At 49.5% G+C, this 26,248-nt stretch carries 29 protein-coding genes; 11 read left to right on the top strand and 18 right to left on the bottom strand.

The window, feature by feature from the left end; genetic code table 11:
- Positions 1 to 3 precede the first annotated feature (3 nt).
- Together DVA43_RS21640 and DVA43_RS21635 are read right to left on the bottom strand one after the other, a co-directional pair.
- A complete protein-coding gene (locus tag DVA43_RS21640) occupies positions 4 to 1,152 on the bottom strand; it encodes a phage major capsid protein, P2 family (protein ID WP_114316707.1) in 1,149 nt (382 codons plus the stop codon).
- A gap of 15 nt (positions 1,153 to 1,167) precedes the next feature.
- The gene (locus DVA43_RS21635; protein ID WP_114316706.1) at positions 1,168 to 1,995 is read right to left on the bottom strand and encodes a GPO family capsid scaffolding protein; all 828 of its coding nucleotides are present in this window, start codon (positions 1,993 to 1,995) and stop codon (positions 1,168 to 1,170) included.
- 149 nt (positions 1,996 to 2,144) lie between these two features.
- Here DVA43_RS21635 and DVA43_RS21630 point away from each other — a divergent pair, with 149 nt between their 5' ends.
- Both DVA43_RS21630 and DVA43_RS21625 read left to right on the top strand, forming a co-directional pair.
- Positions 2,145 to 3,908: a terminase ATPase subunit family protein gene (locus DVA43_RS21630; protein WP_017382378.1), complete on the top strand. Its 1,764-nt coding sequence runs from the start codon at positions 2,145 to 2,147 to the stop codon at positions 3,906 to 3,908.
- 62 nt (positions 3,909 to 3,970) lie between these two features.
- On the top strand, positions 3,971 to 4,957 hold the full coding sequence (locus DVA43_RS21625; protein ID WP_246842319.1) for a phage portal protein: 987 nt from the start codon (positions 3,971 to 3,973) through the stop codon (positions 4,955 to 4,957).
- Between the two features lie 86 nt (positions 4,958 to 5,043).
- Here DVA43_RS21625 and DVA43_RS21620 read toward each other — a convergent pair whose 3' ends face one another.
- Positions 5,044 to 5,385 (bottom strand): hypothetical protein, encoded by a 342-nt coding sequence (locus DVA43_RS21620; RefSeq protein ID WP_114316702.1) that lies wholly within the window; start codon positions 5,383 to 5,385, stop codon positions 5,044 to 5,046.
- Positions 5,386 to 5,564: 179 nt separating this feature from the next.
- Here DVA43_RS21620 and DVA43_RS21615 point away from each other — a divergent pair, with 179 nt between their 5' ends.
- Positions 5,565 to 5,921 (top strand): hypothetical protein, encoded by a 357-nt coding sequence (locus DVA43_RS21615; protein WP_147271044.1) that lies wholly within the window; start codon positions 5,565 to 5,567, stop codon positions 5,919 to 5,921.
- A 172-nt stretch (positions 5,922 to 6,093) separates the two neighbouring features.
- Complete coding sequence (locus DVA43_RS21610) at positions 6,094 to 6,816, top strand: DUF2971 domain-containing protein (protein WP_168194675.1); 723 nt, start codon at positions 6,094 to 6,096, stop codon at positions 6,814 to 6,816.
- A gap of 130 nt (positions 6,817 to 6,946) precedes the next feature.
- On the opposite strand, the gene DVA43_RS21605 is transcribed toward DVA43_RS21610, so the two are convergent.
- The 12 genes from DVA43_RS21605 to DVA43_RS21550 all read right to left on the bottom strand — a co-directional run bounded on the left by DVA43_RS21605 (position 6,947) and on the right by DVA43_RS21550 (position 13,522).
- Entirely contained in the window at positions 6,947 to 7,180 is a 234-nt protein-coding gene (locus DVA43_RS21605; protein ID WP_114316697.1) for a DinI family protein, read from the bottom strand.
- 12 nt (positions 7,181 to 7,192) lie between these two features.
- The gene (locus tag DVA43_RS21600) at positions 7,193 to 7,381 is read right to left on the bottom strand and encodes a hypothetical protein (RefSeq protein ID WP_114316695.1); all 189 of its coding nucleotides are present in this window, start codon (positions 7,379 to 7,381) and stop codon (positions 7,193 to 7,195) included.
- 160 nt (positions 7,382 to 7,541) lie between these two features.
- The gene (locus DVA43_RS21595; RefSeq protein ID WP_114316694.1) at positions 7,542 to 8,237 is read right to left on the bottom strand and encodes a DNA adenine methylase; all 696 of its coding nucleotides are present in this window, start codon (positions 8,235 to 8,237) and stop codon (positions 7,542 to 7,544) included.
- Between the two features lie 151 nt (positions 8,238 to 8,388).
- A complete protein-coding gene (locus DVA43_RS21590; protein WP_114316692.1) occupies positions 8,389 to 10,692 on the bottom strand; it encodes a replication endonuclease in 2,304 nt (767 codons plus the stop codon).
- A complete protein-coding gene (locus tag DVA43_RS21585) occupies positions 10,685 to 11,482 on the bottom strand; it encodes a DNA adenine methylase (RefSeq protein WP_114316690.1) in 798 nt (265 codons plus the stop codon). The genes DVA43_RS21590 and DVA43_RS21585 overlap by 8 nt, the downstream gene beginning before the upstream one ends.
- Complete coding sequence (locus tag DVA43_RS21580; protein ID WP_017441500.1) at positions 11,479 to 11,793, bottom strand: DUF3850 domain-containing protein; 315 nt, start codon at positions 11,791 to 11,793, stop codon at positions 11,479 to 11,481. Before DVA43_RS21580 ends, DVA43_RS21585 begins: the two co-directional genes overlap by 4 nt.
- Positions 11,790 to 12,017 carry a TraR/DksA family transcriptional regulator gene (locus DVA43_RS21575; RefSeq protein ID WP_047367103.1) on the bottom strand — a complete coding sequence of 76 codons (228 nt, stop codon included), beginning with the start codon at positions 12,015 to 12,017 and terminating at the stop codon, positions 11,790 to 11,792. The genes DVA43_RS21580 and DVA43_RS21575 overlap by 4 nt, the downstream gene beginning before the upstream one ends.
- Positions 12,017 to 12,250: a DUF2732 family protein gene (locus tag DVA43_RS21570; protein WP_017382389.1), complete on the bottom strand. Its 234-nt coding sequence runs from the start codon at positions 12,248 to 12,250 to the stop codon at positions 12,017 to 12,019. The genes DVA43_RS21575 and DVA43_RS21570 overlap by 1 nt, the downstream gene beginning before the upstream one ends.
- A gap of 69 nt (positions 12,251 to 12,319) precedes the next feature.
- Positions 12,320 to 12,520 (bottom strand): hypothetical protein, encoded by a 201-nt coding sequence (locus DVA43_RS21565; protein ID WP_032665768.1) that lies wholly within the window; start codon positions 12,518 to 12,520, stop codon positions 12,320 to 12,322.
- A complete protein-coding gene (locus tag DVA43_RS21560) occupies positions 12,510 to 12,734 on the bottom strand; it encodes a phage filamentation protein Fil family protein (protein WP_032665767.1) in 225 nt (74 codons plus the stop codon). The genes DVA43_RS21565 and DVA43_RS21560 overlap by 11 nt, the downstream gene beginning before the upstream one ends.
- Before the next feature lie 7 nt (positions 12,735 to 12,741).
- Entirely contained in the window at positions 12,742 to 13,251 is a 510-nt protein-coding gene (locus DVA43_RS21555; protein WP_032665766.1) for a phage regulatory CII family protein, read from the bottom strand.
- A gap of 34 nt (positions 13,252 to 13,285) precedes the next feature.
- Positions 13,286 to 13,522, bottom strand: a complete 237-nt coding sequence (locus tag DVA43_RS21550; protein ID WP_047367102.1) for a hypothetical protein — start codon at positions 13,520 to 13,522, stop codon at positions 13,286 to 13,288.
- Between the two features lie 84 nt (positions 13,523 to 13,606).
- Here DVA43_RS21550 and DVA43_RS21545 point away from each other — a divergent pair, with 84 nt between their 5' ends.
- The 6 genes from DVA43_RS21545 to DVA43_RS21520 all read left to right on the top strand — a co-directional run bounded on the left by DVA43_RS21545 (position 13,607) and on the right by DVA43_RS21520 (position 18,285).
- The gene (locus DVA43_RS21545; RefSeq protein WP_114316688.1) at positions 13,607 to 14,254 is read left to right on the top strand and encodes a phage repressor protein CI; all 648 of its coding nucleotides are present in this window, start codon (positions 13,607 to 13,609) and stop codon (positions 14,252 to 14,254) included.
- 1 nt (position 14,255) lies between these two features.
- Positions 14,256 to 15,341 (top strand): tyrosine-type recombinase/integrase, encoded by a 1,086-nt coding sequence (locus DVA43_RS21540; protein WP_047367100.1) that lies wholly within the window; start codon positions 14,256 to 14,258, stop codon positions 15,339 to 15,341.
- Positions 15,342 to 15,601: 260 nt separating this feature from the next.
- On the top strand, positions 15,602 to 16,114 hold the full coding sequence (locus DVA43_RS21535) for a hypothetical protein (RefSeq protein ID WP_114316686.1): 513 nt from the start codon (positions 15,602 to 15,604) through the stop codon (positions 16,112 to 16,114).
- 49 nt (positions 16,115 to 16,163) lie between these two features.
- Positions 16,164 to 17,284, top strand: a protein-coding gene (locus DVA43_RS21530; protein WP_087451024.1) for an IS3-like element ISSen4 family transposase whose coding sequence is annotated in 2 segments (ribosomal slippage) — positions 16,164 to 16,422 and positions 16,422 to 17,284 — 1,122 coding nt in all. Because the reading frame shifts where the segments join, the coding sequence is not laid out codon by codon here.
- 181 nt (positions 17,285 to 17,465) lie between these two features.
- The gene (locus tag DVA43_RS21525) at positions 17,466 to 17,807 is read left to right on the top strand and encodes an STAS-like domain-containing protein (RefSeq protein WP_063159978.1); all 342 of its coding nucleotides are present in this window, start codon (positions 17,466 to 17,468) and stop codon (positions 17,805 to 17,807) included.
- Between the two features lie 10 nt (positions 17,808 to 17,817).
- Positions 17,818 to 18,285 carry a hypothetical protein gene (locus tag DVA43_RS21520; RefSeq protein WP_114316684.1) on the top strand — a complete coding sequence of 156 codons (468 nt, stop codon included), beginning with the start codon at positions 17,818 to 17,820 and terminating at the stop codon, positions 18,283 to 18,285.
- 222 nt (positions 18,286 to 18,507) lie between these two features.
- On the opposite strand, the gene DVA43_RS21515 is transcribed toward DVA43_RS21520, so the two are convergent.
- From DVA43_RS21515 to DVA43_RS21505, 3 genes are read right to left on the bottom strand one after another with little or no spacing between them, the layout of a single operon-like run.
- Positions 18,508 to 21,756 (bottom strand): type I restriction endonuclease subunit R, encoded by a 3,249-nt coding sequence (locus tag DVA43_RS21515; RefSeq protein WP_063159980.1) that lies wholly within the window; start codon positions 21,754 to 21,756, stop codon positions 18,508 to 18,510.
- Entirely contained in the window at positions 21,753 to 23,135 is a 1,383-nt protein-coding gene (locus DVA43_RS21510; RefSeq protein ID WP_063159981.1) for a restriction endonuclease subunit S, read from the bottom strand. The genes DVA43_RS21515 and DVA43_RS21510 overlap by 4 nt, the downstream gene beginning before the upstream one ends.
- Positions 23,135 to 25,495, bottom strand: coding sequence for a class I SAM-dependent DNA methyltransferase (locus tag DVA43_RS21505; protein ID WP_063159982.1), 2,361 nt, complete (start codon positions 25,493 to 25,495; stop codon positions 23,135 to 23,137). Before DVA43_RS21505 ends, DVA43_RS21510 begins: the two co-directional genes overlap by 1 nt.
- Positions 25,496 to 25,678: 183 nt before the next feature.
- On the opposite strand from DVA43_RS21505, the gene DVA43_RS21500 reads away from it, so the two are divergent.
- Entirely contained in the window at positions 25,679 to 26,128 is a 450-nt protein-coding gene (locus DVA43_RS21500) for a HigA family addiction module antitoxin (protein ID WP_080454610.1), read from the top strand.
- Positions 26,129 to 26,248: the final 120 nt, after the last annotated feature.

The raw sequence follows: 26,248 nt of genomic DNA, 5'->3' as shown, positions 1-26,248 counted from the left end.
TTATCACGCCCCGGCGCCAGTGCCGCCCGCATTCTGAGCATCAAGCGCGCCCTGCACTGCTGCAGCAACGATGGTCTGAATATTTTCAGCCGTAAGCGCAGCGCCCGGATTGCCGTCTGCCTGCTCTGGTAACAACTCGATGTTCTCAACCAGGCAAGCGCCGTCGTAATCTTCAACAACATACGCCTCGTTAACGGATTCGTAGTTCTCCACGCGGTCACGCTTCGGATTGTCGATAACTGAACGACGACGGGTACCGGCCTGCCAGTAAATAGACAGGTTATCCAGACGGGTGATCAGCATGGCATTCGCCGGGAAGAAAGGCGCGCGAACGGCCGGGAGGTTGCCGATACGCTTCTGGCTGATGATCAGATCTGCCGCCAGCGCTTCGCTGTTTGGCTGGTCACGGTTGATTATCGGGAAATATTTATCCGCCAGTAACTGGCGCCCGACGATTACAACAAGCTCCGTGTCTTCCTGATACCACGGCGCAATTTTCTCATTCACGGCGCCCATAACCAGCGCGTCCAGATTCAGGAAATCGCCGCCTTTGCCGACACGGATAGTCTGAGAAATCACCTCGCCTTCGGACACGATTTTGTCCATAACCTGAATGGGCTTCTCCTGGCGGATTTTTTCCAGCCAGCCGATATTCACATCCTGCAACAGCGGATAGGTCTTGCGGTCTGACGTTTTCTCACGCTTCACGCCGTTGAAGCCGATCATGATGCGGTCAAGCGCCTGGCGGGTAATGATGGCGTCACGGATGCGCGTCTGAAAGTCCTGGAATTTAGCCCATAAATCCAGCTTCGCGTAAGGCAACGCCGTATCAGAGTTAGTCTGGGTACACTTGTACCCTTCACCGTCGATGTAAGTCGGATCAACGGGTTCACGGTCTTTCTGGGTGGTATCAGTATTTCCGGCAATACTGGAACCAATACCCAGCCCCAGACGCTCGCCGGACTGCTCATCAACCGGGACAATGTTGATTTTCTGCAGGAACGAGGACGACTCCTGTATTTTCGTTTCCAGCGTCTGCGCCACTGACGGCTCAGCCGTATATTTCGAGGCGATATCGCTCACAGATACGCCGTTGAGTTTGGCGAGCTGCGTCAGATAGCCGTTAAATTTAAAGCGAGTCTCTTTTTTCATTGTGCTTTTGCTCCGTCAGCAATCGGTGGTTTGTTCTGCGCCGTTATTACCGGTCGCATTAGGGCGGCGCTCGCTGCGGCTGTCCTGAGTGGAAAGCTGCTCACGCAGGGTGGAGAGTGCGCTGGTTGTCTCATCAACAACCTTTTGCAAATCGCTCAGCTTGTTGCTGAAATCGATTTGATAGGTGCTGACCTGCTCCGCCAGCGTCTGATGCTCACGCGCGATGGTTTCAACAGCCTGATTCACATCAGCAAAGCGGGCGTTATCATCGGCGCCTTTGCGGGACAGCAGCTCTTTTACGAGGGTAAACAGGCTGGTTTTTTCCGGCACGTCCTCAAACTCGATCAGTGTTTCAACAGCAGCGGTAAACAGGTTTTCTTTGTCCAGCTTGCGGCGCGCCAGGGGGTTATGTTCTGCGCTGGCGCTGAACTGCAGCATTTCAGTGCCGAGGCTTGCCGGATCGTCAGTAATCGCCAGGCCAACCAGATAAGCGGAGCCGGTATCGGCAAAACTGGTGTTAACTTCCATTGAGGTGAAAAGCTTCTGCCAGTTGCTTGTCATCGTGACCAAATCGTCAGTCGGGGCAATCCAGCCATACAGCGCCATTTTCCCGGACAATGCCCCCTCGGTGATTTCTTCCGCTTCAAGCTTTTCCACCATGCCAAAACGACGGAAAGGCCCATCAGGGGTGAAGCCCTTGATGTGTTCCATATTGATCAGCGCGGTGTATACCTGCGGGTTATAGCTCGCTGCCATCTGGGTGAGCCATTCACGCTCAATAACGCGCCCGTCAGTGGTGGCCCCTTCGACCCCAATGCGAAAACGCTTAGATTTTTTTGCCATCGGTCCGGCTCCGGTTAGTTAGTTCGTAACACGTTCAGAGCCTTATGTTTGCGGTGATGGGCGCGTGTAAACAACGCGTTGGGCTTGTGCGAACTCCCACACAATGCGAAGCCGGGGAAAGTGCTGATTTGAGGCCGTATGTTTGTGCCATGACAACACTGACCCCCGCAGACCTCGATCCCCGTCGTCAGGCAATGCTGATGTACTTTCAGGGATACCGCGTAGCCCGCATTGCTGAAATGCTGGGCGAAAAAGTTGCAACCGTTCACAGCTGGAAAAAACGCGATAAGTGGGGCGAATATGGCCCACTGGATCAGATGCAGCTCACCACCGCCGCACGTTACTGCCAGCTCGTCATGAAGGAGCAGAAGGAAGGAAAGGACTTTAAAGAAATTGACCTGCTGGCGCGTCAGTCCGAACGACAGGCCAGAATCGGCAAATTTAACAATGGCGGGAATGAAGCAGACCTGAATCCGAACGTGGCGAACCGCAATAAAGGTCCGCGCAAGCCGCCGGAAAAAAACCTGTTTACCGACGAGCAGATCGAAAAGCTGGAAGAGATTTTCCGCGCCGGTATGTTCGAGTACCAGCGCCACTGGTGGGACGCTGGCATCAAGCACCGTATTCGCAACCTCTTAAAGTCACGCCAGATCGGTGCAACCTACTATTTCGCCCGCGAAGCGTTGATAGACGCGCTCACCACGGGGCGAAATCAAATATTTCTGTCAGCGAGTAAAGCGCAGGCGCACGTTTTTAAACAGTACATCATCGACTTCGCAAAAGAGGTGGACGTTGAACTGAAAGGCGATCCGATGGTGCTGCCTAACGGCGCGTGTCTTTACTTCCTCGGTACAAATGCCCGTACCGCGCAGAGCTATCACGGCAATCTGTATCTTGATGAGTATTTCTGGATACCGAAATTCCAGGAGCTGCGCAAGGTGGCCTCCGGTATGGCGCTGCACAAAAAATGGCGCCAGACCTATTTCTCAACACCTTCCAGCCTGACGCACAGCGCCTACCCGTTCTGGTCTGGTGCCCTATTCAATAAAGGGCGCCCGAAAGCCGACAGGGTAGAATTTGACCTTTCTCACAGTAGCCTGGCGCACGGCGTTTTATGTCCTGACGGCCAGTACCGCCAGATAGTCACCATCGAAGACGCAGTAAACGGCGGTTGTAACCTTTTCGACCTGGACCAGCTGCGCCTGGAGTACAGCCCGGACGAATACAACAACCTGCTGATGTGTCAGTTTGTTGACGACCTAGCGTCCGTGTTCCCGCTGGCGTTGCTGCAGTCCTGCATGGTTGACAGCTGGGATGTGTGGGACGATTTCGAACCGCTTTTACTGCGTCCGTTTGCATACCACCCGGTCTGGATCGGCTATGACCCGGCAAAAGGAACGCAGAACGGTGACAGCGCCGGTTGCGTTGTCATTGCGCCTCCCGTCGTCCCCGGCGGTAAATTCCGCATCCTTGAGCGTCACCAGTGGCGCGGGATGGACTTTCGCGCCCAGGCCTCAGCGATTGAGGAAATAACCAGACGCTACAACGTGACCTACATCGGCATTGACTCGACCGGCGTTGGCGATGGCGTTTACAAAACGGTTAAGCAGTTCTTCCCTGCCGCGCGTGAGTTTGTCTACAACCCGACCGTTAAAAATGCCCTGGTGCTTAAAGCCTACGACATCATCAGCGGCCGCCGTCTGGAGTTTGACGCGGGGATGCTGGATATCGCGCAGTCCTTTATGTCCATTCGCCGCTCAACCACCGCCAGCGGTAACCGGCCAACCTACGAAGCAGCCCGCACAGAGGAAGCCAGCCACGCGGATTTAGCCTGGGCAACCATGCACGCACTTTATAACGAACCACTGGCAGGAGCTTCCGCCAGTACCAGCAACATCGTGGAGATTTTTTAATGGCTAACCGCAAAAAACGCAGCAAGGCACCGCGCGGCAAGACCGCCGCCGATACGACCAATATGGTCAGTAATGCACATGCGGAGGCGTTTACGTTTGGCGATCCGATCCCCGTCATGGACCGCCGGGAGTTGTTTGATTACCTGGAGTGCGTGCAGGTGGACCGCTGGTACGAACCACCGATCAGCATGGATGGCCTGGCGCGAACTTACCGCGCCGCCGTGCATCACTCCAGCGCCATTCAGGTAAAACGCAATATTCTTACCAGTACCTTCATCCCTCACCGCTGGCTGTCTAAACAAGCCTTTTCCCGGTTCGCCCAGGACTTTCTGGTATTTGGTAACGCCTACCTTGAAAAACGATTAAATCGGTTAGGCCAGATCATGGAGTTGCGCGCCTCGCTTGCCAAATATACCCGCCGTGGCATCGACCCGGACACATACTGGTTTGCGCAGTATGGTCACAACTCACAGCCCTATCAGTTCGATGAGGGAAGCGTGTTCCATCTGATGGAACCTGACGTTAACCAGGAGCTTTACGGAATGCCGGAATACCTCTCCGCCATTCCTTCCGCCCTGCTGAATGAATCGGCCACGCTGTTTCGCCGTAAGTATTACCTCAACGGTAGCCATGCTGGTTTCATCATGTACATGAGCGACCCCGCCGCCGATCAGAAAGACGTGGACAACATACGCGAAGCACTTAAAAAATCGAAAGGACCGGGCAACTTCCGCAACCTGTTTATGTACAGCCCGAACGGCAAGAAAGACGGCATTCAGATCATCCCACTGTCAGAGGTCGCCGCGAAAGATGAGTTTTTAAACATCAAGAATGTGAGCCGTGATGACATGCTGGCAGCTCACCGCGTGCCGCCGCAGCTGATGGGGATTATACCAACGAATACCGGCGGGTTCGGCGATGTTGAAAAAGCGGCGCGCGTTTTCGTACGCAACGAGCTGACACCATTGCAGGGCCGCATTACAGAAGTTAACGAGTGGCTGGGTGATGAAGTGATACGCTTTAATCCATACCTGACCGATGAAGACTGACGCTCAGCTGGTCAACCTTTGATAACAACCGCCCTTCTCCGGGCGGTTTTTTATTCCCTTACATACACTCACACCACCAGAGCGTCTCAGCGCCTCGCTGCGCGCTCTTGCCCTTCACTCACATGACGCCTCACGATTAAACGCAGCGCCTCACCACGGCGCAGGCGCGCACGACCAGCCCCCAAAAAATGACCATGCCCGCCAAACATTGAGGCGCCAAAACCACGATTAACACCAAAACCGCGCGCTCGTAGCCCCGCCACGCCTGCCTGCTTTACGCAGTGGTTTTCATGCACCTGCACGATATAAGCAAAAGCCCGCCAGAACTGGTGGGCCTCGACTAGAACGATCCTTAAACGATCATGCAAATTCATGCAGCATAGACATGCAGTACTCTCCAAAACAAAAAACGCCTTACGTCCAAGCATTTAAAGCAATCAATGTTGTGTTTACTTTTTGGACCTCTTTAAAATTGGTTATAGAAGGATTGTTATACTGGAATAGTGCCATCGCTGCACATTTGGTGTATAAATGCCGTACTATACCCAAGTAACTTCAAGATGCTGGATGATTGAATTCCAACAACTGTATTTTTTAGGCCGCATATATGATATTCAAAAAAATTTTTTCAGTAATACTTTTTCTGTCATTTTCTGCCGCAGCACAACCACCAAAGCTGGAGTGTGTCAGCCGAAAGGATGGCACGGTAAGAGTGGCGTATGTTTTCAGCAGCCCGTCAAATAAAGGATTGCTCGAGTTTGACAGCGCCATTTTTACGAAGGTGGAGTCAAAAATAGAATCTGGGAATTTGAAAACCTTGTTTTCTACTCAACAAGAAGAGAGGCAGAAGGAAAGTCGCGTGCTTTTTCTGACGCTAAGAGACAGAGACGCGGAAATATTTGTCACAAGAAAAACTGGTAACAATGACTATGAAGATGGGGTGATTTATGAATGTAAGCCCTGAACATTTATACCCATCATACTTCAAGTTGCAGGAGCATGAACCCAGAACCCAGTTGCACTAACTTGTTTATGTGCTCACATCCTGCATCTTGAAGTTACTTGAGTATAGATCTTTAGACATGAGAAAGTACATTCATTCAGTTTGAAAAGGGTGCTAAATCAAAATGAATAGCATGGCAAACAATAGAGTTTTATTTAAATATCGAAACTGCAAAGATGATGGATTACGTGTTCTTCGCGAGCGTGAATTATGGTTCGCCACTGCGAATACGTTTAATGACCCCTTCGAAGCTGAAACCTCCTTTCCTGATGTTTTAGCTGCAGTATGGGCCCGGAAAGAACTACCGCTGAATTTGAAGTTGAAATTTCAGAAAGCCCTAAAAGAGTCAATTAGCACATATGGTGTTTGTGCTTTAAGCCGAGCACGTAAGAACCAATTAATGTGGTCTCATTATGCTGATGAACATAGAGGGTTCTGCATTGGGTTTAAAGAAAAGGAATTAAGAGGTGAAGGCTCAAGAATACATGCCATAAACATTAAATATCAAAGCAACTACCCTTATCAAGGTATTATTGATAGACTTGAATTCTTTGAAAGCCATCCAAGCGAAAATAGCTTACAAAAGATTGCTGGTGATATAATCCACTCAATCTTAGGAACCAAATATTCCGGCTGGAAATATGAGCGTGAGCGACGCCTTATAAAGTTAGAATCCGGGGCATTAAAATTTGAACCAAAAGCAATAAACTCTATCGCTTTTGGCTTGAGAACAAGCGAAGAAAGCAAAGAAGAAATACGTTCTTTACTTTCAGGAAAAGAATGGTCGCATGTTAAATGGTATAAAGCAGAAAAATCCACTGCTAAATACTCTTTAGATTTCTCTCTCCTAAGTTAGTATTTAAAACTTGAAGCCATTTCCACTCTATTGTTGATTAATGCCTCACTAGCCATTGGCTAACGCCTCGCCCTGCTCGTTGTTAAACCTTGCTGACGTCAGACTCAGGCCCTGACGCCAGCAACGTTCCTTAATGCAGCCAGCTGTCGTCTTCCCAAACCTGCTGCAAAATCTCCATTACTTGCTTCTTATCTTCGTCCAGTTTTAAGCCGCTCAGCTCCAGGCCATTAGCGCTTCCCTTACGTATGCGGATTGCCGTTTTTGGATAAAGAGGGCGCAAATTTCGGTACAGTTCGGATTCAAGGGCCTCCAGTGTAGTCTGGCTTATCTTTTGCTCTTTATCGATCATTATTTCAATGCGCATAGAGACCCCCTTTTAATTGATAACGTCCATCGTCCGGCTGTATTCGTGGTTACGAATTTTTGCCATCAGTTCGTCTGTCAATTCCGACACCCACTGAATTGCAAGCCGTTTCTCTTCTTCGCTGCAATCACTAGCCGCTACAAGCTTGATAAAGAAATCAATACGCTGGAGCTTCAACGACTCCAAAAGATAGTCCTGCATTTTCCCTCCTATCCTCACTACGGGATAAACCAGCCAATATCCCCAGGAAGGGATATTGACGCGCTGTATATATATCCACTGTTTATATATACAGTATAGGATGATATTGAGGTTGTAAAATACTTTCTGTCAATCAATCAGATGAGTCTGTTTGCTGAGGCTAATCATTAACTTCGCTCAGCGCCGTCATTATTGCCAGTCGCTCAGCGGGGGGCAAAGCTGCGAACTTTTCGCGCCAGCGCTTCGCCTTACGTTTGATGCGCTCCCTGTCGTTGTAATCCTTACCCGCAAAAGTGTGCGAGTAGGCTCTCCCCTCCGGGTAATTCATCCAGATTTTCTCAGTGCGCACACCGCCACGCGTCATGGCCTGAAATTCTTTCTGGCGCCAGCCCGTTAATAGTTCGTCATAAAGCGCTGATGGATAGCCGGACAAAATCACACTGGCATTTTTTGGCAGGCTTTTAAGGCAGGCCAGCAACCGCTCATGATCGGCAACGGTATATTCATTGCGATAACGCGCGGCACTTGTGCGCGTTTCATGCAAATAGGGGGGGTCTGCGTAAATCAGCACACGACCGGCGGAGGCAAAATCGAAGCCCCTTAAAAATTGCACCGCATCGGCAACATCGATAAAAAGGCTATCGCCCACGGTATCAAGGAAATCAGCATTACCCTGGCAGAACGCCTCAACCGTCAGGGGATCAATATCAATGCCCCAATTGCGGCGGGCCGGTGGCTTACGTAACATGACAGCGCCACCGCCCAGGTGCGTCTCAATGTAGGTATCATGCGGCGGCATTTCCGCAATAATCTTTTGAAAAACACCGCTTGCGGCCTTGCTTCCCAGATAGGTCATTTCTGTTTTCCTCAACTCATGATTTCGTTTTAATTCACCTGCAGCACAGTCGAAAATGACGTTACTCGATGAATGGCCAGTACTGTCATTTCTGACGGTGAAGCGCTCAATTCGGTACCACACCGTCAGACCTGACCATGTTGATCACGGGCTATTTCCGCGCTGTAAATGCACGCTTCATTCGGTTCAAAAGTTCATCCGCCTGCTGTTTAATCTCCACAATCTGGGACGGCAGACGCTGAACACCTGCCGCAGTACGGTTACGGACAGTAAGGCGCCCTTCATCAACCGTTAACACCTGATCGCCAAAGGCAACCACCGCGCCGGAAATCAACGAACGGACCATTCCGGCGCTGGCATCCACTCCACGCAGAGCCAGCAGCTCAATAATTTGCTTTTCCTGCTCTGTCATGGAGCTGGTCTTTGGCCTCACTTTTATGCGCTTGTTAGTTACCCTTGCCGCTTCGCTCAGCCGCTGCGCTATCACCCGTTTTTCTTTTCGGGATAAAGAGCCAATATCCGCCCAGCTGGCACAGTCATTCATGACCGTGCCGCCAGGATCGGCGCATTTTTCAACCTCCCGCGGCTCCCGCGTACAGTTATTGACAGAACTCCGAGGGGCGGCGGGGCCGCCTGAAAAATCAAGGTCAAAACCTGAAACGCCGTCGGCCTGACGTTTCGGCACAATTTTGTATTTGGTAGTGCGCGTATGAATCAGCGATTCCGGCCCACGGCTCGGGGAGTAAACGCCGGAAATTTTGGAGACGTCATCCCCGTAAAGGTTGCCGTTTTCGGTGACTTCATAGCTGAGGCGCACGCGCAGGAGATCACGGGGAACCAGCGGGCCACCCTGTGCACTCACGTACAAATCCCAAGCACTGCTGTCGGCGGCCTGACGCACTGGCTCAATTTCGGGGTGCAGGACCAGCTCACGATCACCGAGGCGACGTAATTCACGCCACACAGTTACCGGTGCGCCGCCTATTTGCTGGAACTGACGGATCGCCCAGCGAGACGCCCAAGCACTTACGCGGCGGGCCATTTCTTTCAGAGGCTTGCCGGTTTCATCATCCAGATCGTCATCAAGCTGATAGCCATCAATATTTTTTGAAATGTATTTGGCGATATAGCCCGTTGCGCTGCCCTTCTCTTTCTCGATGGGTTTCATTTCGAAACGGTTTTCAGCGGCGCCAGGCTCATTCCCATCCTCACGCATGGCGTGCTTGCGAAAGATTGCTGTTGCCGGTTCGATATGCTCCGGGAGCATGAAAAGCAGGAGGTGCCAATGCGGGGTTTCGTCGTGGTGAGGCTCAACAACGCGAAAGCCAAACACGCGAATACCATTGCGCAGCCAGGCCGCACGCGTGCGCGCCCATACTTTGCAAAGATATTTCTGCGTTTCACGCGGTGACGCGCCGCTGTATTTGTTGTTCCGGCGCCCGTCGTACTGCATTGAGTGATATCTGGATGGAGCGGTAAGCGTGAAGAACGCCCCGGCCAGCCCGGCCTCATTCGCTAAATCTTCGAACCCACGCATGCGCGCCATCAGCTCACGACGACGGTTAGCTGGGTTGGCAACGCTGCCGGCCACTTTATCAATCAGCGATACGCGCTCTCCGGTGTCCTCATCTTCCAGCTCCATCGCTTTCAGAAATTCGCGGTTGGCTTTCTTTTGCGCCGTCCATTCCTGCAAGCATGGATCACTGCAGTACGGTGCGGATTTTTTGTGTACATACCCGGCGGCAACCATCAGATGCTCACGCCAGCGAGCATGCATACGGCGCAGACGATTAAGCCACCACTGCGGAGACTGCAGGCGGGCCACTGCTTTCAGTGCGTCTTCCGCCTCCAGCTCTTCTTTGCAGTAGGCCGTCCAGCACGGAACCGGTGTTTTAAGGTGATTGGCAAGAAACCCCATGCGGCCATAACCTGACAGGGTGGCGAAATGAGGATCGGACGTGCGGGCCATCTGGAAATCAAACTCGCGGTTAAACTCGCTACCCAACAGGTCAGCAAGATTATGCGCCAGCCGTTTCAGCTCTTTTTTTCCAGCCCAAAGCAGGCGCCAGAATTGTTCACGCAAAGGCAACAAAGCCGCAGGCATCACCCCCTGCGGCAGATACTGCTCATTGACCTGATCTATACGACTCAGAACGAATCGCTCAAAGGTATTGATAAGCCAGGCATCAGCCGCTTGTTTGCCTTTACGGTCTACCTGTTCAAGCTTTTGAGCATACATACGGCGGACAAAATGAGGCAGCGAAGCCAGGCGACGACGAACCGCCCGGCCCCGATCTGGTGCTTCATCCGCTTCTGCCAGTTCCGCAATCGACAAATGCTTGCGATTGCCGTCCGGCGTCAGATACATGATCCCTGGCGCCGCATCGGCTTGCTTAAAACCGCCAATTGCAGGACGCGGGGCATTCCATGCGTAGGGGAAAACTGTATCAGACATTTCTGGACGGCTTCGATACAGCGATAATTTCTGGCGCAGACTTTCCTGCACCTCCCTTAACTCCCATGTTGCGCGGAGCTGTGATTTTGTGGTGCTTAAAATCACGATAAAGAGAACGAGTCAGCAACGTGCTGCTGTTCGAAACCACCACCTGATAACCTTCTGATGACCGACGCTCAAGAATTGAGGCCAGACGATACTGGTCACATTCGGTGAAACCCTCCGTGTGATAGTCATTAAATGTTTCGTCATAAGGCGGATCGCAATAAACAACATCGCCAGGCACCAATAAACCCAACGTTTCGTTATAGCTGGCACAAATGAACGTTGCACGAATGGCTTTCTCTGCAAAAGCGCGGATTTCGCTTTCCGGGAAATAAGGTTTTTTATAATTACCATATGGGACGTTAAACTCCCCCTTTTTGTTATAACGGCAAAGCCCTCGGTAACAGTGACGATTTAAGAATAAAAAAAGCGGCGCGCGCCATTCAGGTTCTTTATCGTTATTGAATGAATCACGGCTATCATAATAACCATCTTCACTATTAAAGATTTTAAACAGATGTTTGGCCCGCTCAATAAAAGCAGATGCGTCTGTTGCTATATCCCGATATAGATTTATTAAATCAGGGTTAATATCCGCGACAAGATAATGAGGATAGTCTGTTGCCATCATCACAGCACAGGAACCCGCGAAAGGTTCAACCAATCGCGGGCCAGCTGGGAGGTGTTTTTTCAGTTCGGACATGATGGCGGTTTTGTTTCCCGCCCATTTCAGGATAGTGCTCATTTGAGACTCCCTGTGAATAAGTGAACCAGCGCCTCTACGGTTGTGAACGGGCGAATTGAAAGCATCACCCAACTACCCGGAATCCAGTTTCCCGGCATAGGAAGAACGTCATTTACTGGCAGAATATGGGTAATAATCGCGGCGCATTCTCTGCCGGTATATTTGCCGTCGTGGTCCCATTCGCACAAAGAAAGAACGTCACCGACTTTATAGCCCCGGTCATCCTTCCTAAGCTCTGCACGTTTTTCGCCCGTAACAACGGCATTGAAATAAGCCGGAGCGATTTTTACCTGGTGAACGCGCGTGGTCATAACGCACCTCCGTTGTAATGTTTGCTTTTTAGCTCTGCGATTTCCTGACAGGTCACACAGCACTGCACGCCCGGAATAGCGCGGCGGCGAGCTGGCGGGATCGGAGCATCACACTCCGCACAGAGAACACGGGAAACGCCCGGCGCTTTGGCGCGGGCATTGTTGATATGGCGCTCACGATCTTCCTGTTCGCGCAACTGGGCGAGGTCCATTGAATCAGCCATTAATGCAGCTCCTGCGCTTCGTTCTGGATGCGTACCGCTTCAACACGAAGCAGTTCGGCCGCCTCGATATGGCTCAACTGACGGGAAACGATGCGCACGGCCAGACTATCCAGACGAGCCGCCATTGCATCAGCGCGGCAACGGCGCTCATCCAGGCGCGTTTCATTCAATAAAGCGAACAGGCCAGCATCGTCTGGGCCTGTTTTCGTTGAGTGGGTTTTGGTATTTTTCATATTTATTTCCTCAGAATTCGGGCAAAAAAATGCCCGGCGGGTTTACGCCATAAAAAACGGATTAATTACTTAGATATATCCAGAAACAGGGACCGGCATACTTTTAAGCTGGTTAATGATTTCAGTCTGCAACCCTTCTTTAAATGCCTTGCAGCAATCCCATTCAGGATCGACACGCAAAACAGCACCGTCACGGGTTTTAATTTCAAAACCATCAGCCATATTTGGGATGATTACGCCTAGAATAATTCTCAGGTCATTACGAGACATGTTTCACTCCTTTCATAACCAAGCGAAAAATGCGAATAATTAAAAAAGCTAACGGCTTCGCCGTTTTTGTTTTCAGCCCGTTTAATAATTCGGACTGATCGCGGCATGGGTGCCAGCGCTTGCCGTTATCTCCTGCAATCCAGCCGTGGCCGTAGTGCATTGCCGGACTTTGCTTTTTCAGCAGCGAGGCAAAAGAAGGTTCATTTTTCAGCATGACCACCTCACATAAACCCGAAAGTCGCACTGATACCTGTAACCGTATCAATAGTGCTAGCCATAGCTGGGTTAGCCTGCAGACGTGCCTGCATGGAGATCGCAGCCAACGCCATAAGGCGGGTGACAGAGTTGATGCTGCTGATCACATCACGGCGGCCAGCTGTAGTCCCTACTTCACCGGAAACAGCACCTGCAGCCACACGACCAATTTCAGCTGTCGCGCTCATGACGTAATGCGGAAGTTTTTCTTTTGCCACTTCGTTCGTAGGAACGCACGGCAGGCAATGAATTTGAGCCAAGAAACCATCAACCAGCGTGGAGTCCTCAGTGATATCCGTCAGTAACCAGATTTCCGGCGGCGTGAGCTGATGGGGCTGCTCAGGGTTAAGCTTGTTGCGCAGCGTCTGGACCTTTATTCCTGCGCGGTCTGCCAGCTTCGCCATGTTGTGACGCAGTGCGAAAACGCGGCAAGCTTCATCAAAGTGAGGATGTTTGGAAACGCGATAATCAAACATGCTGTGAGTCCTTTTCTATCCCAAAATGGAACTATCAGGCTTGCATTGCGATTTCGCAGCCCTGGGCGGCTTCCATCGTCAACGCGAACATGTTCACTTCTACCAGGCTGTTCGCACCTTCTTTTTTGCGGATAGGAAGGCGGCCCTCACGGACCATCTGGCGGGCATAGCTAAGCTTGTAACCAGTGCGGCGGCAGAACTCATCGAGAGTGATGTACGGTTCCGACACCACGAGGTTGATGCTGGGACGCATTGATAATTGTCGTTTCATGATGCACTATTCCTCAGTTGGAGCGCCAAACTCACTATTCGGCACTGTTTAACACTATTCAACAACTCACTATGCGTAAATACTATGATCCAAAATTGGAACGGTCAACAAAAAGATTTTACGAATCGTAAAAGCCTAGAGCTACCTGTTGGGGGGAAAGACCCTATAGAGCGGATTTGCATTGCTTACGGTTTCACATCGAGACAAGCACTTTGCCGCCACCTGAACATTTCACAGAGCACCATGGCCAATAGGGTTTCACGTGGTAACTTCCCTGCAGATTGGGTGTTGATTTGTGCAATGGAAACGGGCGCCTCTCTTGAATGGCTTGTCTATGGACACGGGGAAGCACCGGCTCAGCCTGAGATAAAAGAAAAGCCCGCAATGGAAATCAAACAGCCCTTATCAACACAAATTGATTACCTAAACATCCAAAATGGGATTGTGAAATCTCAAAAACAGGTATTCATTGCCTCAGACATGATTCCTGCTGATGCTTCTTCCCCGCAGCTAATAGCAACAGAAGGTCTGTTTTGGATAGTTGATGAGTTTGCTGGAGAGCTTGTTGATGGTTTCTGGTTGATAGAAATGGATGGCGTGGCAATGATTCGTGAGCTTTACCGCCTGCCGGGGGGACGTATCAAAGTTGAAAATGGTAAACATTCATTTGAGTGCATGGCACAGGACGTAAAGGTTATAGGTAAAGCCCTTACCCGAACTGAGCAAATTTGATATGGCCGTATCAAAATTACCTAACGGTAAATGGCAAGCCCAGGTATTCCCAAACGGGCGCGATGGTAAACGCATCCGGCGACAGTTTGCCACTAAGGGAGAGGCCCTGGCATTCGAGCGTCATGTAAAGGAACAAGCCCAAGATAAGCCATGGCTGGGTGAGAAAACAGATAAACGCCGCGTTCGTGATTTGGTTACAGCTTGGTATAACGCACATGGTGTAACACTCGCTGATGGCGAGAAGCGTAAAGGCGCAATGGAGTTTGCCTGTCTCGCTATGGGCGATCCCCTCGCAACTGAATTCAACGCAAAATTATTCTCAACGTATAGAGAGCAGCGTTTAAGCGGGAAAATAACCCGCTCGGATCGCGTTAAGTCCGTAACTCCTCGCACGGTAAACCTTGAACTGGCTTACTTTCGGGCTATGTTCAATGAGCTGAAAAGACTTGATGATTGGACAGCACCAAACCCTCTCGAAAACGTCAGAGAGTTTAAGATTGCAGAAGTTGAGCTAGCTTGGCTTACGGTTGAGGAAGCGACGCGCTTGCTTGAGGAATGCGAGAAAAGCAAAGCAGGTGATTTAACCACGATTGTCAAAATCTGCCTTGCGACCGGCGCAAGATGGGGAGAGGCTGAAAGCTTAACCGGCAAGCAGATAAGCCCCGGCAAAATAACCTTTATCAAAACGAAAGGTAAGAAAAACCGTGCAGTTCCAATCAGTGATGAGCTTTACGAATTGCTACCCAAAAGCCGAACCTCAAAGCCACTCTTTACCGGATGTTATTCTGCATTCAGGAGCGCGATAAAGCGCGCGGGAATAGAGTTACCAGACGGCCAGCTGTCGCACGTTCTACGACATACTTTTGCCAGCCATTTCATGATGGGCGGCGGCAATATTCTGGTCTTACAACGCATCCTTGGACATACGGATATTAAAGTTACAATGCGGTATGCTCACTTTGCCCCCGACCATCTAACAGAAGCGGTTCAACTTAACCCCTTAAACCTAATTGGTGGCAGCAAAATGGCAGCACAGCGCAGCACTATGCAATACTTTTCGACAATATACGAAATCCTATGCGCTTGAATTTACTGTAAATCATTGTTTTTAATGAAATACGGTTCGGACTCATAATCGCTTGGTCGCTGGTTCAAGCCCAGCAGGGGCCACCAAATAAAACAAGGAGTTAGATGAGAAATCGTCTGACTCCTTTTTCTTTGCGTCGAATTTGGGTCAGGTAATGGGTCAGGTAACGATTCTAACATCGTTATAGATGCCCTCTTGATAACCCTATGAACTTAGCCAAATTCTATCTATGGCTATCAATGAATAATCGAGGAAACTCAATGTCTTTTGACCATTTTGTTCTGGTTGATTCTGACTCCCTATCCCTCCAGCGTCATAACGCCTATGATTTGTTATTAGGAGATTATGTAGGTCATGACTACCTAAACAGGACTTCTATGAGGAGCGATGCTCATGATCCGCTCAAAAACAAGAATTCTCATTTTAGGTTTTTCGCTGAAGCTGGCAGCCGAGGTGGGCTTGCCTCAAAAAACCGAGCAAAATTTCGCTTAAGCCTAATCTGCCGTTTGGTTCGTGAAGTTCTTTATCGGCAACCATTAGAAATTAAGCTTCCTGCTACAGAGGTCGCGTATGAGATACATGACGATTTCGCCTCGGAAGTGAGGGAAAATCAGGCAATTTATGGCGACGAAAGCACTTTCGGTGCTCATGATAAAACAATATATATGCCTTTTTTAGCTCTGATAACGCGAGAAATTCGTAAACAAGTTAAAAGAGGGTATGAATTGGTTAAATCCGCAGCAGATAAGTGTGACCTGCTCCCCGTTGATTAGTACACCCCGATGTTAGTAATGTCTTCATAAGCCACATGAGGACATCCCCATGAAGAAGCGTTTTTCCGACGAACAGATCATCAGTATTCTCCGCGAAGCCGAAGCTGGGGTACCCGCCCGTGAACTCTGCCGCAAGCATGCCATTTCCGATGCCACGTTTTACACCTGGCGTAAGAAGTATGGCGGTATGGAGGTGCCTGAAGTTAAGCGCCTGAAGTCGCTTGAGGAAGAGAACGCCAGACTCAAGAAGCTGCTTGCCGAAGCCATGCTGGATAAAGAGGCGCTTCAGGTGGCTCTTGGGCGAAAGTACTGACGACAGACCAGAAGCGGGAAGCCGTGATGTTGATGTGTGATGCGACCGGTCTGTCGCAACGTCGTGCCTGCAGGCTTACAGGTTTATCCCTGTCGACCTGCCGCTATGAGGCTCACCGTCCGGCTGCTGATGCGCATTTATCAGGGCGCATCACTGAGCTGGCACTGGAGCGCAGGCGTTTTGGCTACCGTCGTATTTGGCAGTTGCTGCGCCGTGAAGGGCTTCATGTTAATCATAAGCGCGTGTACCGGCTTTATCACCTCAGTGGCCTGGGCGTAAAACGCAGAAGACGTCGTAAAGGGCTGGCAACAGAACGTCTGCCGCTGCTCCGTCCGGCGGCGCCCAATCTGACCTGGTCGATGGATTTCGTCATGGACGCACTTTCCACCGGTCGCAGGATCAAGTGTCTTACCTGCGTCGATGATTTCACAAAGGAATGCCTGACGGTCACTGTTGCCTTTGGGATTTCAGGCGTTCAGGTCACGCGTATTCTGGACAGCATTGCACTGTTTCGAGGCTATCCGGCGACGATAAGAACTGACCAGGGGCCGGAGTTCACTTGCCGTGCACTGGATCAATGGGCCTTTGAGCATGGTGTTGAGTTGCGCTTAATCCAGCCGGGCAAGCCAACGCAGAACGGATTTATTGAGAGCTTTAACGGACGATTTCGCGATGAATGTTTGAATGAGCACTGGTTCAGCGATATCGTTCATGCTAGGAAAATTATTAATGACTGGCGGCAGGATTATAACGAATGCCGCCCGCACTCCACGCTGAATTATCAGACACCGTCTGAATTTGCAGCGGGCTGGAGAAAGGGTCATTCTGAGAATGAAGATTCCGACGTTACTAACTGAGTGTTGTATCTAATCGTGGGGGCAGGTCAATCTAACTATATATAGTAATAAAGGCTATTATAGATATTTTAGAAATAACAAAAAACTTGATGATTTCAGAAAAGATCAAAAATCAAGTGTTTGTGGTACAATTGTTGAATGGGCTATCCCGTTAACGGCAGATGAGTAGGAGAGTTAACAAATGAAAATTGTAAAAATATCTGAGCGTTTTCCCTATCCTGGCCCAAGATTCAAACGTCTTGGGCCCCAGTCTGGAGAGGAATTTAAAAGTTATATGCTTAAAATCCTCAAAGATACATATGGACTTGATTACAAAAAAAACAATAACATAACCATCATGATTGATTTAGATGGCACGCCAGGGTACGGATCTTCTTTCTTAGAAGAAGGCTTTGGTGGGTTAATACGCGAAGGCGTTCCTTACGAATTACTTAAATCGTTAAAGATAAAAACAGACGAAGAGCCTGAGCTAGCAGATGAAATAAAAGAATATATATATGATGAATATTTGAAATTAAAATAACGGGGCAATTATGACTGCTGAAAATGGAATATCTTGTGCTCTATATATCACTTGGAGCATTACAGTAGTTGGTTGGGGTATAACCATGTTCGTTGCTTGGGTTGTTCTGCGGAAAAATGCTAGAAATACTTGGGCGGGAGATCTTAAAAAGGCACTTACCGAATTAGAAGATTCTGCCTTGATTTTTTGGATGAGTGCTAACGACGATAGCGAGTTATTAGAATTAAAAAAACTAAGAAGAAAAGTCAAGGAAATTACCACGTTAGCCTTGGAAATCAAGGACTATGGTGGACCTAACTATCCTAAACATTTATTTATACAATTAAGGCGCTCAGTCACGACTGAAAAATACCATCAGGACAATGTGGATTTTTTACAACGAGAATTACCTCATAGCGATAATCGTATTACAGAGATATTTAATACATGCGCAGATTTGAGAACATTATATAAAAGAGATAAAAAAATTCTTTTTTGATAGACATGGCCGCATTTGCGGCCAGTAAATTTTTTAGCTCACATTTTTGAACCTAAATACCTCTATGCTTAATCAAGCATTAACAGTGTGATTTAGCTTTTCTTATGGGGAAAAGGTTCCCTAAAAAAGCCTTAAAAGGTTTTAACACTTCACAAAACCCGCTTGTGTTATTGAACAGAATACTCATCATTTTGATGATATACATACCTTGGCTAATAAATCTTAAGCCCCTTTCAACATATCAAACACTACACGAGCAAAGCCCTTCGCCAGTTCAGGGTTAGAGAGGTATTGCACCATCATCTCCTGCTGGGCGTCGTTGCTGTCCATCACGGCATCATCAATGGCTTTCGGAAAATCGCCCAGCATCGCCTGTTCACGCGTATTGTTGGCAATCTGGGTCATCACCGCCTGGTTTTCTGACAGCTTGTCACGCACCGCGAAGGCATAGTTGATCATGTCTTTATCGGTCAGATTATCGGTAACGAACAGCTCGTTAAGACGCGCCAGGATATTCGACAGAAACTCTTCTTTCTTGTCCTTCGGCTTTGCCGTACCAACATCATTCCCCGGTTTGATTTTGTAGTCTTCAGCATCTTCTTGTAGCTTCAGATGCTGCTCGTGGAGCTTCGACAAGCGGTAATGGCTCATCTCGACGTTGCTTAAGTCAATCTCGTCTTCTTCGATACGCTGTTCATGCAGCAGCGGACGCAAGTGACGAGCAAACAGGCTCAGCTTTTCCAGGTTCTTGTCATCATAATCGACGATTTGCGACATGAACTCGTAAAAGCGGACAAAGCTGCCGAGATCCTTCTTGAAGATATCCAGCTTACTTTTTTCTTTTTCGCACTCTTTGAAGGTGTTTTCCGCATTAGTGATCAGCACAACATCGCCGGTCTTTTTGGTGCGTTCAAACATCTCTTTGGCCAGCACATAGGCATCAATCGCTGAGGTGTAGCGATGCTTCCAGCGCTCCACTGCAGGTTTGCAGATATTGCTAATCGCCGCATTGGATTTGTTTTTGCTGAAGAACGCCTCGCAGAACTGCTCCACTTCGTTCCACAGGAAAATGCCGCTGGTGCGCAGCTTTTCAAACAGTTCAAAGACCTGTTGCGGATCGCTAACATCCGTCAGTTCTGCTGTTTGGTAGTACGGCTGGAAAGCACCCAAAATCTCATCGGGTTCGTTGTAGAAATCGAGCACAAAGGTGCCGGACTGGGCCTTCCCAGGATATGTCCGGTTCAGGCGCGACAACGTCTGTACGCACTCCACGCCGCCGAGCTTTTTATCCACATACATGGCACAGAGCTTAGGCTGGTCAAAGCCGGTCTGGAATTTGTTAGCCACCAGCATCACCTGGTAGTCGTCGGTATCAAACGCTTTGCGCATATCCCGGCCTTTGAGGCCTGGGTTCATATTGATTTCGGTGAACTTCTGGTGAAGCAGCGCAAGGCTGTTGTGGTCATCTTCATTGAATTCCACTTCCCCGGAGAACGCCACCATTGCACTTATCTTGTCGTACTTGTGCTCGGCGATGTATTTATCGAACGCCAGCTTGTAGCGCACCGCCGCTTTACGCGAACTGGTCACCACCATCGCTTTCGCCTGGCCGGCCAGTAAATGCATCACATGCTTACGGAAGTGCTCAACAATCACCTTCACTTTCTGCGACACATTATGATCGTGCAGCGAGACCCACTGGTTCAGTTTGATCTTCGCTTTCTTGCTGTCCACTTCCCGATCAGGATCGTCCAGCTTTTGCAGCAGCTTATACGCCACCTTGTAATTGGTGTAGTTCTTCAGCACATCAAGAATAAAGCCCTCTTCGATGGCCTGACGCATGGAGTAAACGTGGAACGCTTCCGGTTTGTTCGTTTTCGATGCGGGTTCCTGCGGATTAGGACGACGGCCAAACAGCTCCAGCGTTTTGGCTTTCGGCGTAGCGGTAAAGGCGTAATAGTTCAGGTTGTTGCTGCCTTTACGCGCGGCGACGGTGGCATCCAGAATATCTTCTGAAGACATCTCCACATCGTCATCCACCTCTTCGGTCATCAGCACTTCTTTCAGCTGACGCGCCGTAGAGCCGCTCTGGGAGGAGTGCGCTTCATCGGCAATAACCGCGTATTTGCGCTGCTTGAGGCTGACGCTGTTTTCAATCGCCTTCAGGACAAACGGGAATGTCTGGATGGTGACGATGATAATCGGCTGCGAATTTTCCAGCGCGAAGGCCAGCTTGTCCGATTTAGAACCTTCTCCTTCTTTGTTATTAATACGCCCGACCACACCATCCTGATGTTCAAACTGATAGATGGTGTCCTGCAGCTGATCGTCAAGCACGGTGCGGTCCGTCACCACAATTACCGAATGGAACTGCTTCTCGCCATTTTCATCATACAGGCGGGAAAGCTGATGGGCCGTCCAGGCGATAGAGTTCGATTTGCCCGATCCGGCGCTATGCTGAATCAGGTATTTATTGCCAGTCCCTTCCATCGTAGCGGCAGTGATCAGTTTGTTCACCACGTCCCACTGGTGATAGCGCGGAAAAATCAGGCTCTCGCTTTTGTACTTCAGGCCAATGGCATTTTCTTTTTCGACGATTTGCAGATGCACGAAGCTGGCGAGAATTTTCAGCAGGTTGTCCGGCAGCAGCACCTCATTCCACAGGTAGCTGGTAGCGTAGTCGTTGGCATCTTCCGGGATATCGTTCCCTGCGCCACCGTCATGAGTGCCTTTGTTAAACGGCAGGAAGAAGGTTTTATCTCCCTCGAGTTTGGTCGCCATAAACACTTCGTACTGACTGACGGCAAAGTGCACCAGCGTGCCGCGTTTAAAGGTCAGCAGCGGCTCGGGTTTATTGGTACCAGGGTCCTTCGGCAAACGCGTTTTCTTATATTGCGTAATGGCGTTTTGCACCGTCTGCTTAAATTCAGACTTCAGTTCGAGGGTTGCTATCGGCAGGCCATTGACGAACAACACCAGGTCGATACGCCATTTCTTTGCCTTCACGCCCGTTTCTTCAAATGCGGCGTTCGACGCATGCGGGCTGTAAACCAGCTCCGGCACGATGCGGCAGATATTCTGTTTGTAGCGCGTCAGGGTTTCCGGGTTGAGGCTATGTTCCGGCTTAAACTGACACAGCGAAAAACGCGCATTATGGCTTTTTATGCCATGACGCAGTACGCCGAGCGTGCCGTAAGTGCGAGACAAAACATCGGTGGCATTGATATCCGCTTTTTTCAGCTGCGCCACCAGCGCATCGAGGAAATGACGCTCGGTATTGGAAGGATAAACTTTGGCAAACTTCTCCCACTCCTGCGGCTGCGTGGTCTGCACAAAGGTCAGCGTATCCTGCGAGTACAGCGCACGTTCGCGATCGTAGCCGTCAGTTTTGCCGAGAATCCAGCCTCGGTCGATCATCTGAGCAATCATCTCATTCTGGAAGATCAGCTCTTTGGTGCTGTCCATGCTCATGCGGTAGCCTCCTGTGATGCCTCAACATCCTGCGCGTCAGGGGCAACCCAGTCGCGGACGTCGATTTTTCCGGTGACGGCGGCTGAGATAAGGGCGGTGCGGCGTTCCTGGAGAAGTAGGATACCTGTTAATGCTTTTTCTTCCAATAACTCAAAGCGTATCATTTGGCCTGAGATGCTCTTAATTATCGAATGTTGCTCATCTATCGGTGGAACAGGGATCAATCCATTTGCAAGATACTCATGCTCAATGCTTTCGACAGTAGCCCCTTCTTTTGTCCATTCTAACAACAAAGAATTGACATTCCCGTTGATAAAATACGCTGCATAATGGGCCTTCATTCTTTCATTAAATCTTAACGCTTTCATATCCTGATTCATCGTAACCTTTACGATATTTATAGCCACAGGAATATTTCGCTGAAGAATTCCAGAACGAACTACCATGAGCAATGAACCTTCTTCAATATAGTTTGTTGAAGATTCACTTACTGCTTTTGGTGTAACATAATCTTGAGTTTCTGAAATCCAAAAAGACTTCATATCTTTCGGAGAAACCCATGGAACAGTCCCCCCTTGCCAATAAGATAAGTTATCTTTTGTCGGAGTCCCACCCCCACTAAAATTGCACAAGTATTTAAGTGGTACGAGTTCCCAATGATCCGGCACTTCCCCTAACCACTCAACACCGGAATCTTTCATCGGCACATCAGGGTTTAGCCCTTTGGTGACGGCATGGCTAATCACTGACTGACGTTTTTCTTTCAGCAGTTCAATCAGTTGCTGTTGTTTCTCGATCAGGTTGTCGATTTTTGCGGTTTCGTGCTTGAGGAAATCTACTATTATTGATTGCTCTTTTTTACTTGGAAGCCCAAATTTAAAATTATTTAGAACTTCTGAAGGTACCCTCTTCAATCCACCGGCACCGGTCATAGCACCTTCAGCTATGAACATGAAGCTATCTTCCTGAAGACGATAAAATAAAAAATCATTGTTTATAATATCATTGCAACGTAAAACATAAATTTCAGAAGAACCAAATCCTACGCCATTGTTCAAATCACGCGCAACGACCATGTTTTTATTTTCGAAGCATGGTGTGACTTTTGCAATTAGGATGTCTTCATTTTCAAAATATGTATATCCATTATATACATCGGTAACATCTTTTATTTCATCTAAACATAAGGAATTGAATTTGAGCTTTTCCATCGGAATAAAGCTACACATCCCTTTCATTTTTTCTATGCTAATGCATGATTTAGAAGGATTTAATTGAGCAACATGTTTTATTGCTAGCGTTGTCCAATGAGCTGGAAGTTCCCCCAACCACTCAACTCCAGAATCCTTATACTCCGGATACGCCTTATACTTAGCCATCAGGAATGAACCTCCTGCAGCAGCTTCATAATCTCGGCGCTGACCGCATCCAGATCTGCATCAATTTCTTCCAGCGGGCGCGGCGGCTGATAGACATAGAAATGGCGGTTAAACGGGATCTCATAACCGACAATCCCTACTTCGCCATCTTTCGCATCGCGCTTATCGGCGTTGATCCACGCGTCATTCACATGCGGTAGTACTTCAGACTCGAAATAGTTTTCAATCAGGTCGCTGGTGGAGACTGCTGGGTTCAGCGGTACGTTTTCGTTATCACGCAGCTCACCGTCCTGCTCAAACTCAACAACCTTGCCTTTATATTCAAACGCACCGTACAGCGGCTGAGCGGCTTCTTTCAGCACTTTCTTCACCACCGGTTCGGCATCCGGGTTTTTGGTGGTGATGGCATCGATAAACTGCTTGTTCTCTTTCGCATCCAGCTTCACACCAGCGGTTTTGATGGCCCCTTTCAGGGTCAGCTGGAACTGATTGAAGTCATTGCTTACCCGCGTTTTACCACCAGTCTGCGTACCCAGAGCCGTCTGAATCTGCTGTGCCTTTTCCATCAATCCGCGCTGCGCCAGCCACAGTTTGCTGTCGAGCAGATCTTTAATCTGCTTCTCTTTCAGCTCGGCAAATTCAGCTTTAATGATGGCGCGCGCATCGGCATCCAGCTCGGAGAAATCACCGTAGTTACCCGCCTGCCATTGGGCTGCGAACTCTTCATACAGACGTTCCATCGGCACATTAAACGGCTTCGGCGCAAAGCGCAGAGTCGCAATCGCCTCATCCGTCACTTGAGCAGATAAACGCAGTGGGCGTTCAATGGTCAGGCGGCGATAGCCAAAATCAGTGCTGTTAAAGATTTTACTGGCGAAGGTTTTCGGCGCTTCGGCTTTGGCGGTTGCAGGCTGACGGCCACGGCTGGATTTTTGCTCGGCGGCTTTTTCCAGACCCAGTTCTTCGAGGGTTGTGGCATCCACAACCTCAAAGTCACCGAAGGTCTGCGTGATCAGTTTGATATCGTCTTCGCCCATCAGGTTACGCTTCGAACCCAGCGATTTACGCATTTTTCCACACAGATTGGTGCCATCAATCAGCTGTACTTTGCCTTTACGCTCAGGCGCTTTCTTGTTGGAGAGGATCCAGACGTAGGTGGCAATGCCGGTGTTGTAGAACATGTCCGTTGGCAGCGCGACAATGCCTTCCAGCAAATCGGCTTCCAGAATGTAGCGACGGATTTCGCTCTCACCGCTACCAGCGCCACCGGTAAACAGTGGGGAACCGTTAAGGATAATCCCGATACGCCCGCCGTTGCTCACGCTGCCATCCACATTGTGGTTGTCGCGCATTTTGCTGATCAAGTGCATCAGGAACAGCAGCGAGCCGTCGGATACACGCGGCAGGCCCGGGCCAAAGCGACCGTTAAAGCCTTTCTGCGTATGTTCGTCGTTAATCTCGCCCTCAATCTTCTTCCAGTCCACGCCAAACGGCGGGTTAGAGAGCATGTAGTCGAACTGGTCCTGTGGCAGCTGGTCGTTAGAGAGGGTGTTACCCAGCTTAATGCGGCTGACGTCCTGACCTTTGATCAGCATATCGGCTTTACAGATAGCGTAGGATTCCGGGTTCAGCTCCTGGCCAAAGGCACGCATGACCGCGTTAGGGTTCAGCTCGTGCACATATTCCATGCCCGAAGAGAGGAAGCCGCCGGTCCCGGCAGTTGGATCATAAATGGTGCGGATGATACCGTCCTGCGTCAGGGCTTCATCATCTTCCATAAACACCAGCGAGGTGGTCAGGCGCACGATATCACGTGGGGTGAAGTGTTCACCGGCAGTATCGTTGGAGCTTTCCGCAAAACGACGGATAAGCTCTTCAAACACCAGGCCCATATCATGGTTGGAAATCGCTTTTGGGCTTAAATCGGTGGTGGCGAATTTCTTCACCACTTTGAACAGCAGGTTGGCATCTTCCAGCAGGCCGACAAACTCGCTGAATTTGAAGTGCTCGAAGATTTCACGCGCGTCCGGGGAAAACGCCTGTACGTAGCTTTCCAGGTTGGCTTTGATGTCGTTCTGCCCCATCTTGCCCAGATCCATCTTCGAGGTATTGAAGAAGGAAAATGTGCTGGCGCGAAGCAGAAACTTCTCTTTCGCATCTTCCGGCAGCGGGCTGGTTTTTAATTCATCGTATTTCGCCACCACCGCATCTTTGGTCTCCGCCAACACGCACTCAAGACGACGCAGCAGCGTAAAGGGCAGGATCACGCGCCCGTACTGAGACTGTCTGAAATCACCGCGCAGCAAATCAGCCACCGACCAGATAAACGCAGCCGTTTGAGAAAAGTTAGTGTTAGTCATGAAACCCTCGGGGAGATCGCAGCCATACTGCAAATGTGCAGAGGCAAAAATTCAATTTTGGAATGCAGTGCGCAAAATAATACCCGCTAAGAGGTCTATCGCAAACGATACAGGACAAAGAAATGAACGGTGGGCTGAATGAGCGCTTTACCCACACCCTGTACGCCTCGATTATAGGTTAGAATGGCGCAAAACCTCATTTCTGATGACCAGGCTGGGCACCAGAACACGCTTGTAAATGGAACCCTCTTCATGCCAACTGATTATGCCTACGAACGGGCCCGCCAGGCTAAGCGCAGAGCACTACGCTCCTGCTCTCGCTGGATGCAAGGCTATGAAAATCTGCAAAGCCCTGTCCCGGCAGAAAGAATCAGAGGAATTCTTGCCCTGAATGAAATCACACTGACCACTTTCGCCAGAGCGATGAACATGAGCCTTTCAGCCTGTCATTATCTGGTGTACGGCAGCTCGCGGATCACAGCAGAAACCGCCGTCCGGCTCAGCTATGTATTAGGCGGAACGCCCGAGCACTGGTTGAAAATGCAAAATGATTACGAATTACTGCAGATCAAAGTGGATAAACGCTCACTGTCACGCCTTACTGCAACCATGTTTAAGCCCAATAAATCATAGGGTTGAAAGTAAATTACTGAGCGAAAACAAGCGGATCATTTGCCAAAATGATCATCAAAACCCACTGAAAAACCAATACAAAAAATGATCCCCACCTGCCAGCCCTTGCTGTGACTGGCT

The organism is Leclercia sp. W6, from assembly GCF_003336345.1.
Classification (GTDB): domain Bacteria; phylum Pseudomonadota; class Gammaproteobacteria; order Enterobacterales; family Enterobacteriaceae; genus Enterobacter.
This window is presented reverse-complemented; position numbering and strand designations above follow the sequence as displayed.